This is a genomic window from Rhodococcus sp. P3_B8, from assembly GCF_056402775.1.
In genome coordinates this window covers 1-12,916 of the sequence record NZ_JBFUGT010000180.1, presented here as the reverse complement: position 1 = coordinate 12,916, position 12,916 = coordinate 1, and the positions used below count along the sequence as shown (strand labels likewise).

The 12,916-nt window shown below is 67.2% G+C and carries 11 protein-coding genes; 4 read left to right on the top strand and 7 right to left on the bottom strand.

Going from position 1 to position 12,916, the window contains the following annotated elements; all coding sequences use genetic code 11:
* Positions 1-796: 796 nt before the first annotated feature.
* Together AC1D1G_RS31840 and AC1D1G_RS31835 are read right to left on the bottom strand one after the other, a co-directional pair.
* Positions 797-2,236 carry an HNH endonuclease signature motif containing protein gene (locus tag AC1D1G_RS31840; protein ID WP_477955187.1) on the bottom strand — a complete coding sequence of 480 codons (1,440 nt, stop codon included), beginning with the start codon at positions 2,234-2,236 and terminating at the stop codon, positions 797-799.
* Between the two features lie 274 nt (positions 2,237-2,510).
* The gene (locus AC1D1G_RS31835) at positions 2,511-3,458 is read right to left on the bottom strand and encodes an AraC family transcriptional regulator (RefSeq protein WP_283333722.1); all 948 of its coding nucleotides are present in this window, start codon (positions 3,456-3,458) and stop codon (positions 2,511-2,513) included.
* 239 nt (positions 3,459-3,697) lie between these two features.
* Between AC1D1G_RS31835 and AC1D1G_RS31830 the strand changes: the two genes are divergently transcribed.
* The 4 genes from AC1D1G_RS31830 (at position 3,698) to AC1D1G_RS31815 (ending at position 7,645) form a co-directional block, all read left to right on the top strand.
* On the top strand, positions 3,698-4,270 hold the full coding sequence (locus AC1D1G_RS31830; RefSeq protein ID WP_280780569.1) for a flavin reductase family protein: 573 nt from the start codon (positions 3,698-3,700) through the stop codon (positions 4,268-4,270).
* Positions 4,271-4,291: 21 nt separating this feature from the next.
* Positions 4,292-5,908 carry a 4-hydroxyphenylacetate 3-hydroxylase family protein gene (locus tag AC1D1G_RS31825; protein WP_280780570.1) on the top strand — a complete coding sequence of 539 codons (1,617 nt, stop codon included), beginning with the start codon at positions 4,292-4,294 and terminating at the stop codon, positions 5,906-5,908.
* 21 nt (positions 5,909-5,929) lie between these two features.
* Positions 5,930-6,778, top strand: a complete 849-nt coding sequence (catA, locus tag AC1D1G_RS31820; RefSeq protein ID WP_283333721.1) for a catechol 1,2-dioxygenase — start codon at positions 5,930-5,932, stop codon at positions 6,776-6,778.
* 72 nt (positions 6,779-6,850) lie between these two features.
* Complete coding sequence (locus tag AC1D1G_RS31815) at positions 6,851-7,645, top strand: alpha/beta fold hydrolase (RefSeq protein WP_283333720.1); 795 nt, start codon at positions 6,851-6,853, stop codon at positions 7,643-7,645.
* 4 nt (positions 7,646-7,649) lie between these two features.
* Here AC1D1G_RS31815 and AC1D1G_RS31810 read toward each other — a convergent pair whose 3' ends face one another.
* From AC1D1G_RS31810 to AC1D1G_RS31790, 5 genes are all read right to left on the bottom strand, one after another.
* Complete coding sequence (locus tag AC1D1G_RS31810) at positions 7,650-8,885, bottom strand: acetyl-CoA C-acetyltransferase (protein WP_477955185.1); 1,236 nt, start codon at positions 8,883-8,885, stop codon at positions 7,650-7,652.
* Positions 8,878-10,584 carry an AMP-binding protein gene (locus tag AC1D1G_RS31805; protein WP_477955183.1) on the bottom strand — a complete coding sequence of 569 codons (1,707 nt, stop codon included), beginning with the start codon at positions 10,582-10,584 and terminating at the stop codon, positions 8,878-8,880. The genes AC1D1G_RS31810 and AC1D1G_RS31805 overlap by 8 nt, the downstream gene beginning before the upstream one ends.
* Positions 10,581-11,429, bottom strand: coding sequence for an alpha/beta fold hydrolase (locus tag AC1D1G_RS31800; RefSeq protein WP_477955181.1), 849 nt, complete (start codon positions 11,427-11,429; stop codon positions 10,581-10,583). Before AC1D1G_RS31800 ends, AC1D1G_RS31805 begins: the two co-directional genes overlap by 4 nt.
* Positions 11,426-12,229, bottom strand: coding sequence for a hypothetical protein (locus tag AC1D1G_RS31795; protein ID WP_477955179.1), 804 nt, complete (start codon positions 12,227-12,229; stop codon positions 11,426-11,428). The genes AC1D1G_RS31800 and AC1D1G_RS31795 overlap by 4 nt, the downstream gene beginning before the upstream one ends.
* A partial coding sequence (locus AC1D1G_RS31790) for an acyl-CoA dehydrogenase family protein (RefSeq protein ID WP_477955178.1) occupies positions 12,226-12,916 on the bottom strand: 691 nt, incomplete at its 5' end. The genes AC1D1G_RS31790 and AC1D1G_RS31795, both read right to left, overlap by 4 nt.

Sequence of the window (12,916 nt, the reverse complement as noted above, 5' to 3'; positions counted from 1 at the left end):
GTCCGATACGCCGTCATTGCCAATATCAGCCCTGTTCACCCCAAACTCCGTGTTGGCCTCGGCTCTTCACTCTCACTCGTGCAGCTTCTCCGCGGTATGCGCCGACTGTGACCAACGTCGGGGTCTCCCAGTCCGACATCCCAGTAACGAACGACCACTACTGCGGGACTGTGTGAGTCCCCGCAGAGAGCGCGGCTTGCGTGCGGGCGGGTCCTCATTAGGCGGTTTCCGGGAGGCCGAAATGCTGCGGGTTCGGCGTAGAGCCGTGTTGCGGTCACTGGATCACAGTCAAGCGCGGGTGCTCGACATCCCCCGGGACACTAATTCCGAATTTTCGTGCGGACTTCACAGCCTCCGTGTGCCGCGGTGTAGTTGCGTGGGTGATCCACCCCATGCGAGCAAACCGCGCGCTGCTCAGGCGCGCTGACGCTCCTCCCGCCGACTGGGACAACACCAGCACCGTCCCGTTGGCCCGTCTGGTGACGATCGTCATCCCAGGGCGCAAATCGGGACACCCTCAGAGGGATTCCTGGACGCGCGGAGGCGGCAAGTTTCGTCGCGACGCGTGGTCCGTAGAGCGTCTTGGTGACCTGCCTCTCGAGGCAGCGTTGGGCGTCGCGGGCAGTCTTGCTTCGTCGAACCACCGTTGGCGCTGACGGTCCTCTGTCGAGCGGTCGGGTGGCAGGAAGCCGACGAACCATCCCGCGGCGTTCTCCTATGGGCACGCTACGAACCCGTCGGTGCGGACACGAGCCGACGAACCATCCCGGGGTCCGGGGTAGCTGACAGCGTGTTATCACGGCGCCCGAGCCTCTCCTCGCGCATCCTCGATCAACTCACCGGGGTGATGTCGGTGGTTGATGCGGGGTCTTCGGGTGGGGTCGATGTGTGGTGGCGGGATCCATTCGGTTCGGCCCGCGTATGCGGAGTGATGGGGCGCGGACCTCGTCGCCCACCCGGCCGGACCGTCGTTGACCTGAGCGTGGCAGGCGTCGCAGACCAGGGCGAGACCCTCGATGTCGGTGTGTCCGCCCTTGTGCCAGTCGGTGACATGGTGCACCGCACACAGACTCGCCGGCGCCGAACACCCCGGCCGGGTGCAACCCCCGTCCGAGGAGATCAGGGCGAGCCGCTGATCGGCGCTGGCCAGACGACGCCGCCGCCCCAGGTGCAGTGGACGACCCGCATGGTCGAACAGCGCGAGCACCGGATGCGCCTCCTCGGCCAGCGCCAATGCGTCCGCGATGGGGAGCACCCCACCTGTGGCTGTCGTGGCCAGGCCCCCGACCGCCTGCTCCAACTGCTCGAGTGTCATCGTGACGATCACTGTGGCCGGTAGACCCCGGTGCCGGCCGAGCACCCCCGACTCGAGCAGCGCCCGGAACACTGCGCTGAAGGCGTCGTGATTGCGCTGCGCTGCGGTGCGGGTATCGCGGGCGGCCGCCGCCGCCAACAGGTCACGATCGATCGACGGGTCTTCGCCGTCACCGGCCGGTGAGTCGGGATCGTCCGGATTGTTCATTCCGGGCCGCGCCCATTTTGCGAGGATCGGATCGAGCATCGCCCGCGCGACGGGGTCGAGTTCACCGGAGATTCTCGACATCAGTTCGGTGTCCTGCCGGCCGATCGAGATGCCCCGTCGGCGTTTCCGGTCGCGGTCGTCGCCAAGGTTCCCGTCCGGATTCAGGTATGCCAGCAGCCGATGCCCCGCCTGCTCCACATCCTCCGGGGTTCCGCTCCTCGCCAACGTGGCCAGTACGGCCTCGGCGTCGGCCACCGCGTCGTTGTCGACGGCGTGGGGAATCTTGCGCATCACCTTCGCGATCGCCCGCACATGATCCGTGCCGATGTCACCGTCGCTCTGTGCCGCAGCGGTTTCCGGCAACACCGGTGGCATCGGAACGCCAGCGAGAGTGTGCCACACCCCGAGCTCGCGGGCGGCGGTGACGCGGGCGGACGCGTCCGCGCCCGAGATCCGGAGCACGTCGATCAGGAGTTTCTTCGGCGAGGTATACCCCAGACTCGCCGGGACCGAACGTTCCACGCTCTCCACGACCAATCGGTGTGAGACCGACTCCGCACGGCGAAGGCACTGCTCCATTCCGCGCATCACCTCGACGAGCTCGGAGTCCGACAACTCGGCCAGCCCGGCATCGAGCAGCTCGTCGACAGCGGCAGCGACATTCAACAGATGCTCCGCCACCCCGCTACCCACCGACCCCCCAGTCGAACTCATGTGCGAATAGTATCGCGGGGGTCCGACAAGTTTCGGACGCGAAACCCGACGGCCTTACCGCTTCGACACCGCGACATACACGAGCCGCTCAGAGCCGGCAGGCGCGTGGACATGCACCCCCGCCGGAGGACAAACAAAATTCAGTACGCCAGAACCGTTGCAAGCAAGACTCATAAAGAGATACCTGACGCTGGAAGCCAAGCCCACGATGCAACGTAGCTGTCGCCAGCGATCCTTTGGACACGCTTCCGACCGAGCCTCGCCACCGAACCGATCAGAGCCCGCGATCGCGCAGTGACTCGGACGGCGTCACGCCGTACTTGCGGCGGTAGGCGGCGGCGAATCTGCCGGTGTGCATGATCCCCCAGCGTGTCGCGACTTCGGAAACAGTTGCGCAGGAATCGCTTCCGGTGAGGTCTGCGTGGACACGCTCGAGGCGCACGTCGACGAGGTACTCCATCGGTGTCATGCCCACGTATTCTCGGAACCCCTGCTGCATGCGCCGGACGCTCACGCCGACGAGTTCGGCCATCTCCCCCGCGCTCCACGGGCGGGCCGGGTCCTGCTGGATCGCGTCGATGACCCGCTTGACGATGCGCGGCCGGATTCCCGCGGCACCCGTGTCGTCGTCCGGCATCGCGGTGAGCACGAGCGCCGTGGTCAATGCTCCACACAGTTGTTGCGACACCTGATCGCTGTGCAGGAGAACGCTGTCGCGCAACGCCTGGTCGGCGACGGAGCGGACGAACCTCAGCCAGTCGGCGCCGGCGCCGGTGCGTAGGTCGAGTTGCCGCGGCAACTCCTGCCCGGGCCGTGCGAGCACGCGGTCCATTTCGCGCTGCAGGTAGTCCCTGTCCACCTTGAACCCGATGATCTCGCAGGAACTGCTCCAGTTGGTGATGACGGTCCGGGTGTCGGGCGGGCAGATGGTGGCCAGCCCCGGTGTCGAGGTCACTTCCGTGCCGCCGGTGACGGAGACGATGCGGCCGGCCAGCGGGATGTTGATGCCGTAGGCACCGGGATGGTCGGACTCGATCGACACGGGCGCCCCGAAACCGATCCGGGCGAGCCTGGACGCGCCCATCTGGGAGGACTCCAGCGACGATCGCGCCGCGGTGTCCCGCGACAGCGGACGCAGCTCGTGAGGGAAGTACGCGTCCGCAACCACCTCGTGAACCTCGTCCCAGTCGGTGAAACCGGGACCTTCCAGCTCTCCTCGCATGCGTACGTCCAGACCTCTCACCTCGCGCCACGACCGCGCATGGGCAACTCCCGACCCTAGCATCGCCTGTGACTCACGTCACTGCAAGGGCGTCCGACACCTGTCCGGCAAACCCGTTTCGCGTTCCGGATCGCGCCTTCGCAATGCGGATCGACGGACTGTGACGCCCGTCATACGTTGTGCAGGTCCCTCATCGCGGGGGCTATCGCACGAATCGTGCAGAAAGGCGGTCAGGAGAAATGGACCAGCGCACTCTGCGTAACATTTTCGGCCAGTTCGCCAGTGGCGTCACCGTGATCACGTGCGCCAATGCCGCCGGCGAGCCGCACGGCGCGACCGTCACCGCCTTCACCGCCGTCTCGATCGAGCCGCGGCTGTGCCAGGTGACGTTGACCCGGAAATCGAAGGCATGCAGCTACCTCGGTGATGCACCGTTCGCGGTGAACATTCTGGCCGCCGATCAGCTCGACACGGCCATGCATTTCGCCGGCAAACCGCAACGGACGGAACCGGTGTGGGACTCCTCAGGCATCGCTCCCGCACTGTCCGGCAACGCGGCGACGCTCACGTGCTCGCCCTGGGCGTCCTACGACGGTGGTGACCACATCATCTTCATCGGCGAGATCGTCGATGCATCCGTCGACCAGACCAAGGACCCACTGCTGTTCTACCGCAGCACCTTCCACGATCTCGGTGCCGCGTCGGGCACCACGGCGTGGAACGGCTGCCTCGACGACCCCCACAGCGGATGGTTCGACGCCGCCGCGTCGTTCACACCACTCCACCTGCAGCTCGCCCAGGCTGCCTCGTAATCCTGACCGAAAGGGAACACCATGACCACCACCGAAGCTGCCGCCGATACCGACGTCGACCGCACGAAGGTCAATGTCGCCGCGGACTGTGAAGCGAACCGGACCGCCAACTTCGCCACCCGCCCGATGACCGGCGACGAGTACATCGAGTCGCTGCGTGACGACCGCGAGATCTACCTGCACGGCGAGCGTGTCAAGGATGTCACGACGCATCCGGCGTTCCGTAACCCGATCCGGATGACCGCCCGCCTCTACGACGCGATGCACACCGGCGAGCACGTCGACGCCCTGACCACCCCGACGGACACCGGCAGCGGGGGTGTGACGATGCCGTTCTTCCGGGCGCCGAAGAACTCCGACGATCTGCTGAAGGATCGTGACGCGATCGCCACCTGGGCGCGGATGACGTATGGGTGGATGGGCCGGAGCCCCGATTACAAGGCGTCGTTCCTCGGCACCCTGCACGCGAACAAGGAACTGTATTCACCGTTCCAGGACAACGCCGAACGCTGGTACAAGGAATCGCAGGAGAAGGTTCTGTACTGGAATCACGCGATCATCAACCCGCCGGTCGACCGCCAGCTCCCGCCCGACGAGGTGGGTGACGTGTTCATGAAGGTGGAGAAGGAAACCGACGCCGGCCTCATCGTCTCCGGTGCGAAGGTCGTGGCGACCGGGTCGGCGATCACCAATTACAACTTCATCGCCCACTACGGCCTGCCGATCAAGAAGAAGCAATTCGCGCTGATCTGCACCGTGCCGATGGACGCACCGGGGGTGAAGCTGATCTGCCGCACCTCCTACACCCAGCAGGCCGCGGTGATGGGCTCCCCGTTCGACTACCCGCTGTCGAGCCGGATGGACGAGAACGACACCATCTTCGTCTTCGACAAGGTGCTGGTGCCGTGGGAGAACGTGTTCATGTACGGCGACGTGGACAAGATCAACGCGTTCTTCCCGCAGTCCGGGTTCCTGCCCCGCTTCACCCTTCAGGGCTGCACCCGCTTGGCGGTGAAACTGGATTTCATCGCCGGGCTGTTGATGAAGGCCCTCGACGCCACCGGAGCGGGCGGCTTCCGCGGGGTGCAGACCCGCGTCGGTGAGGTCATCGGCTGGCGGAACCTGTTCTGGTCGTTGACCGAATCGATGGTCCGCGACCCGGAACCGTGGGTGGGTGACACCGTCATCCCGAAGCTCGAGTACGGACTGACGTACCGGATGTTCATGCAGCAGGGCTACCCGCGGATCAAGGAGATCATCGAACAGGACGTCGCGTCCGGGCTGATCTACCTGCCGTCCTCGTCCGCCGACTTCAAGAGCCCCGACGTCCGCCCGTACCTGGACAAGTACGTCCGCGGCTCGGAGGGCATGACCGCGGTCGAGCGCGTGAAGATCATGAAGGCGCTGTGGGATTCGATCGGCAGCGAGTTCGGTGGCCGCCACGAACTCTACGAGCGCAACTACGCCGGCAACCACGAGGGCGTGAAGGCGGAACTGCTGATGTTCGCCGAGAACCGGGGCACGGTCAGCTCGATGAAGGGTCTGGCCGAGCAGTGCCTGGCCGAGTACGACCTGGACGGGTGGACGGTGCCCGACCTGATCGGCAACGACGACGTGTCCTACTTCGGCCGCAGCTAACCGCGCAGACCAGGAGAAACCATGACCACCATCGACAGCCCCACCGCGGTCGGCTCCGGCAACGCCGCCACCGACAAGTTCAAGGGCGCAAGGTTCACCGCCGACACGTCCCCGGAACGCCTGTCCGCGATCGCCACCGAGGCGCTCGCCGGGCTGAGCGCCCTGATCCACAAGCACGCCGTCACCTACCCGGAGTACCGGGTCCTCAAGCAGTGGCTCATCGATGTCGGTGAGGGTGGCGAGTGGCCGCTGCTGCTCGACGTGTTCGTCGAGCACGACATCGAGGAGGTCAACTCCACCCGGTTCCGGGGCACCAAGGGCAGCATCGAGGGACCGTACTACGTGCCCGGCGCACCGGAACTGCCCGCGCGGTGCACCCTGCCGATGCGCGAGGAGGACCGGGCCCACCCCGCCCTCGTCCTCCGCGGCCGGGTCACCGACCTCGACGGGGCAGGCCTCGGCGGGGCGATCATCGAGTTGTGGCACGCCGACGACGAGGGTTACTACTCGCAGTTCGCCCCGCACCTGCCGGAATGGAACCTGCGTGGGACCATCGTCACCGACCCGGACGGGCGGTACGAAATCACCACCATCGAGCCTGCCCCGTACCAGATCCCGACCGACGGCCCGACCGGACAGTTCATCGAGGGGGCCGGCTGGCACCCGTGGCGTCCGGCGCACCTGCACCTGCGGGTGACGTCCCCGGGCAAGCAGCCGATCATCACCCAGCTGTACTTCGCCGGCGGCGACTGGATCGACGACGACGTCGCCACCGCAACCAAACCCGAACTCCTTCTCGACCCGCAGCTCGACGACGCCGGGCGTAAGGTTGTCAGCTACGACTTCGCGCTCGATCCCGCCGCGGACTGAGACACCCACCCTCCCCCGGGCGACGCGAAAGATCGTGTCGCCCGGGGGATCGACGTTTGTGGAGGAAACATCATGCCGAGCACATCACCGGCGCGKACGACAGAGTTCGTGCACACCGCGACGGCCGTGATCGAAGTGGTCGTCGAGGGCAGCGGTCCGTCGGTAATCCTGCTGCCTTCCCTCGGCCGCGAGTCATACGACTACGACGACGTCTCGGCGGGACTCGCGCAGAACGGTTTCCGGGTGTGCCGTCCCCAGCCGCGCGGCATCGGCCGGAGCACGGGACCGCTGGAGGACATCACGTTGCACGACCTGGCCGCCGACGTCGGAGCAGTGATCGAGGAACAGGACAACGGTGCGGCCGTCGTTCTCGGACATGCCTTCGGGCACTACGTCGCACGGATGCTCGCCGCCGACCGGCCCGACCTGGTGCGCGGGGTCGTCGTGGCTGCGGCGGGTGCCCGCAACTACCCAGCCGCGCTGACGGCGCTGGCGGTCAAATGCTCCGATTCCTCACTGCCCGAGGCAGAGCGGATCGGCTACCTGCAGGCCGGATTCTTCGCACCCGGCAACGATCCGGCCGAGTGGCTGACCGGCTGGTATCCGGAGGTGTCGAAGCGGCAACTCGCTGCCTCGGCCGCCACACCCAAGGACGAGTGGTGGGAGGTCGCGCACCAGCCGATCCTGGACCTGCAATCCGCTCTCGATCCGTTCCGTCCGCGCGAGACGGAGAACGAATTGCTTGATCGGTTCGGCGAGTTGGTCACCGTGACCGTCATCCCGAATGCGAGCCATGCGCTCATGCCGGAAGCGCCCGCACAGGTTGTGCGGGCGCTCACCGACTGGATTCGGGCTCTCGACAGCTGAGTGGTCAGACCCTCTCGAAGATCGCGGTCAGTCCCTGGCCACCGCCGATGCACATCGTCTCGAGGCCGTAACGGGCTCCGCGACGGTCCATCTCGCGCAGCAGTGTAGTCAGGATCCGCACCCCGGTCGCACCGACGGGATGCCCGAGCGAGATTCCCGAGCCGTTGACATTGGTGCGGTCGAAATCCTGTGCACCGAAATTCCATTCGCGCGTGACAGCCAGCGCCTGCGCCGCAAAGGCCTCGTTCAGTTCGATGAGGTCGATGTCGGTGAGCGTCAGCCCGGCGCGTTTCAGGGCCCGTTCGGTGGACGGCACCGGTCCGATACCCATCTCGGACGGCTCCACTCCCGCGACCGCCCAGGTGACCAGGCGTGCGAGGGGCCGGAGCCCCAAACGCTCCGCCTCCGCCCGGGTGGTGACTAGGCATGCTGCCGCACCGTCGTTCTGCCCACTGGCGTTGCCGGCGGTGACGGTCGCGTCGGGGTCGGTGCCGCCCATGATGGGCCGCAACCGAGCGAGCGACTCGATTGTCGTGTCGGCTCGGGGGTGCTCGTCCCGGTCGACGACCTGCGGATCGCCCTTGCGGACGGGAACTTCCACCGGAACGATCTCCTCGGCGAACTTGCCCGAGTCGATCGCGGCGACCGCCCGCCGGTGGGAACTCACTGCGAGTTCGTCCTGCTCGAGGCGGCTGATGTCGTACTTGCGGCGCAGGTTCTCCGCCGTCTCGAGCATGCCGCCCGGCACCGGATAATTGCGTCCGCCTGCGGTGACACGACCGCGGGCGAGCCGGTCGTGGAGCGCTGCCGGCGCACCGTTGGCTCCCCAGCGCATCGACTCGGTGTAGTACTCGGCGCGGCTCATCGATTCCACGCCGCCGGCGATCACCAGTTCGGCGATCCCCGTCTGCACCCGCATCGCCGCGTCGAGCACCGCCTGCAGACCGGATCCGCAACGACGGTCGAGTTGCTGACCGGGAACCGTCACCGGCATTCCCGCGTCCAGGGCCACGACGCGGCCGATGGCAGGCGCCTCACCGTTCGGGTAGCACTGACCGAAGATCACGTCGTCGACGCTGCCCGGATCGACCTTCKTCCGGGCGAGCAGTTCGGACACCACCCGAGCGCCGAGGTCGGCGGCGGGTACGTCCTTGAACTGACCGCCGTATCGGCCGACGGGGGTGCGCAGGGGCTCGCAGACGACGACATCGTCCGCCTGGGCATTCGTATTTTCAGGCACTGCGGAAATCCCTTTCGTGATCGGTCCAGCGCTGCGCCCATTCACGCAGTTCGACCGCTCGGATCTTGGCTCCGTTGCCGCCCACGGTGGTCGGCATTTCCTCGATCACGTGCACCGCGGCGGGAACCTTGAACGCCGCCAGCGACTCTGCGCACCATGCCTTGAGCTCGGCGGCGCCGGCCGACGCACCGTCGGTGGGGACGACGAACGCCACCGCCTCGGTGTATCCGCCGGAGCCGGTGATGCCCACGACCTTCGTCAGGTGGACGGCGTCGTGTTCGGCCAGGCGGTGCTCGATCTCGGCGGGGTCCACCAGGAATCCGCGTAGCCGGAGGACGTCCCCCATCCGGCACACGTACGTATAGCCGCCGTCGCCGGTCGCGACGGCCAGGTCGCCGCTGCGGAACCACCCGTCCCTCGTGAACGCCCGACCCGCCGCATCCGGATTGCCGAGGTAGGCGTCGACGACGTTCGGTCCGCGCACCTGGAGCTCGCCCTGCTCACCGTCCGGAAGGACGGAGTCGTCCAGCGGGTCGACGATGCGAACCTCGATGCCGGGTTCGACCGGACGCCCACCACCGTTCCAGCGCAGGGATTCCGGGTCCGCGGCATCCCACAGGAGCATCAGGGCGAACACCTCGGACGACCCGAAGACGCCCGTGGTGACGGCGTCGAATTCGTCGCGCACCCACGCGGCGACCTCGTGCGACCGGCCGAGGAAGTCGGCGATCCCGAGGCGTTTCAACGACGACAGGTCGGCGCGGTTACCCGCGTGCCACGTGTCGTGGAGCCGGGTGAAGAGATCGTCACCGCCGACGACGTGCGTCACCTTCGCCGATTCCATGCGGGCCAGCGTGGCCGCGGCGTCGAAGACGGGTTCCATCAGCAGCGTGCCGCCACCCGCGAGAGTGGCCAGAGCAGTGGAGTATCCGAATACCCCGGACACCGGCAGGACGCACAGGGTGACGTCGCCCGGTTCGACGCCGAGGACGACGGCGTCGGCTCGCGCGTGCCGTACCACCGCCGATTCGCGGTGGGCCGCGAGTTTGGGGACACCGGTGGATCCGGACGTCGTGAACGCGACTGCGAGCACGTCGTCCGGGTCAGCCCGCTCGCCGGCAGCCGTGACGGTTGCCCTGTCGGGTGTCTCCGGCACCTGGACGGTTCCGGTGTCCGCGCTGCCCGCTGTCCAGGCACCGCCGCCGAGGTCGAATCGCGCCAGGTCGGGAGCGGCGCTTTCCGTTCGAGGTCCGCACACGACGGCAACAGCCGGTGCCGGGAGGTCGAGGGAGTGCTGTGCCTCTTCGAGTCGGCCGAACAGGTCGAGACCGTGGAAGTGGTCGGCCACGGCCACCACCGCAGGTCGCGCCGAGGTGAGGATGTGTGCGATTTCGTGCGTGTTGTAGCGGGTGTTGACGCCGATGACGTGTGCACCCACAGCGGACGCGGCGAGTTGCCACACGATCGCGTCCGACCAGTTCGGCAGCAGGACGGCCACACACTGACCGCGCCGGACGCCGACGCGCAGGAGTTCCGACTTCAGGGCGTCGACGCGGGCTCGCAGTTCGGTGCGGCTGGTGACGACCGGCTCGCCGTCGACGGCGTCGAGGGTTGCGGCGGCACCCGGGTCGGCGGTCACGAGTTCGTCGAGCAGCGAGGCGAGTGTGTCACGACGCGTCGCCGTGTCGTGCGCCGTCACGAGAGCACCACCGCCGCACGCAGTTCGGTCAACCAGTCGTCCGCCATCGAGGCGAAGTCGTCGATCTCCTCCATGGGGTAGTGGCCGATGCCCTCGAGCAGGGTGAAGGACGCAAGTCCGGGACGGGCGGCGTCGAGCGCCGACACGGTCTGCTCGACACGTCCGGCTTCGATCCACGGGTCCTGCGCGCCGGCGACGAGCCTGAGAGGACAGGTGATCTCGGCGATCCGGTCGCGCACGTCGTGCGTCCCCCAGCCGATCAGGTCGGACGACGAGATCTCCGGGTCCTCACGCTTGTGCATCGTGGCGATCAGGTGCGCCTTCGCCTCGGGCACGGAATGTCCGACGGAGGCGAGCGTGCCCAGGTAGGTGCGGTCGGCGCGGCTGGGCCMGGCGACATCCTCGAGTTCGCGGCGCAACCCTCCCACGTTGACGCGGCCGGGACCGGCCTCCGCTGCCATCGCAATCGCTCCGGCCAGCGGCCTCGACGACCGCGTGGCGAGTTCGAGTGTCAGTTTGCCACCGATGGAACACCCGACGACGAAGGGGCGTTCGACGGCGAGCGCATCGAGAACCTTCCCGAGCCAGTCTCCGAAGGCGACGATGCTGGTGACGGGACCGTCGACCGCGGGCTCGGAACGTCCGTGCCCCGGAAGGTCGGGGACGATCACCCGGTAGCCCCGGCCTGCCAGTTCGGACGCGACGTGCCGCCACTGGACTCCGCTCTGGCCTGCGGTGTGCAGGCACAGAACGGTGGGCGCCTCGGTGGCCGGCTGATTGTCGGGGGTGATGATCTCGACGAAGCCGAGCGCTCCGTCGATCTCCAGGTATCGGGCCTCGATCATGGCCGGGCCTCCCTTCCGCACGTGAGTGGCAAAGTGTGCCCCGACACGCTTTGCCACTCACGTGYGGCGCTGCGGGCATGGGCGATGATGATGTCGAGTGGTTTGGTGAGGCGCAGGTACTCGTACCCCACACCGCTGGACGAGAATTCACCGCTGATGGCGCGGCGCATGAAATCGTTCCGTTCGGCGAACACCAGGTCGACCCAGGTGACGGCCGGGGCGATGAGCGTGAACGTTGCCCCACCCGGGACGCGGCGGGCGACGTCGATGATCGTGCCGCGGTAGATCCGCAGCTGCAGTTCGCGGGCCCGGCCCGAGGAGTCGGTGCACCGCAGACCCACGGTACCGTCCCACGTCGACAACGAGGACGCGAAGGCGGTATCGGCGGAAAGGGATTCGCGGAGACACTCTCCCCAGGCGGGTGTGCAGAARTCGACAGCGGGATCGAATCGCACGTCGGACGGTTCGGGCGAACGCCACGTCTCGATTCCCTCCTCGCGAATCGACCCGGCCTCGTCGACGAGCCGCACGTGGCGATCGAACACGGCTCCGGTCTCGGACTGTCCGACGCGCGTCACGACGGACTYGACGTGGACGACGTCGGCACCCGTTACCGTGGACTGCGAATTCCATTGCAGTCCGGTGCGTGTGGCACCGGACGTCGTCGCCGGAGCGAGTACTCCCGCTACGACGATTCCCGTCAACGACGCCTCCGGCAGCGACAGTCCGAGTTCGGAGACGCGCCGGGCGTCGCTCACAGTGCGATCGCCGACGGCGATACTTGTGGTGAGTGTGCTCATTCGCCCGCCCTCCCCAGCAGTTCGTCGGAGATGATCCGCATCTGGATCTCGCTGGTGCCCTCGAAGATCTTCGTCAACCGCGCATCCCGCCAATGCCGCTCGACCTGGAAGTCGGTGGTGTACCCGGCGCCGCCATGAATCTGCACCGCCTCACTCGTCACCCGCTCCGCCATCTCCGTGGCCACCAACTTGCACATCGACGCCTCCAGCGAACACCGACGGCCGGTGTCGATATCGGTGGCCACCGAATACATCAACTGCCGGGCCGCCTCGATGTCGGCGGCCATCGTCGCAATCTTGAACCGCAGATGCTGAAAATCGGCCAACTCGTGCCCGAACTGCCGGCGGGTGTGCAGATACGCGATCGAATCCTCCAACGCACCCCGCGCCAGACCGATCGCCCGGGCCGCGGTATGCGCCCGCCCCACCTCCAGACCGGACACCGCCAGGTAGAAACCCTTGCCCTCCGCACCGAGCATCGCCGTGGCCGGCACCCGAAAATCGTTGAACGAGAGCTCCCACGTGCTCCACCCGAAATACCCGATCTTGCGGATCTTCGTCCCACTGATCCCCTCCGGGAACCCGCCGCGCTGCTTGTCGATCAGGAACGCGCTGATCCCCCGGTGCGGTTTCGCCGGGTCCTTGTGCGGATCGGTGCGCGCGAACAGCACCAGGTAGTCGGCCTCG

Coding starts and splice junctions, on each gene's coding strand:
- AC1D1G_RS31840 (WP_477955187.1), bottom strand. CDS start 2,236: ATGAGTTCGACTGGGGGGTCGGTGGGTAGCGGGGTGGCGGAGCATCTG.
- AC1D1G_RS31835 (WP_283333722.1), bottom strand. CDS start 3,458: ATGCGAGGAGAGCTGGAAGGTCCCGGTTTCACCGACTGGGACGAGGTT.
- AC1D1G_RS31830 (WP_280780569.1), top strand. CDS start 3,698: ATGGACCAGCGCACTCTGCGTAACATTTTCGGCCAGTTCGCCAGTGGC.
- AC1D1G_RS31825 (WP_280780570.1), top strand. CDS start 4,292: ATGACCACCACCGAAGCTGCCGCCGATACCGACGTCGACCGCACGAAG.
- catA (WP_283333721.1), top strand. CDS start 5,930: ATGACCACCATCGACAGCCCCACCGCGGTCGGCTCCGGCAACGCCGCC.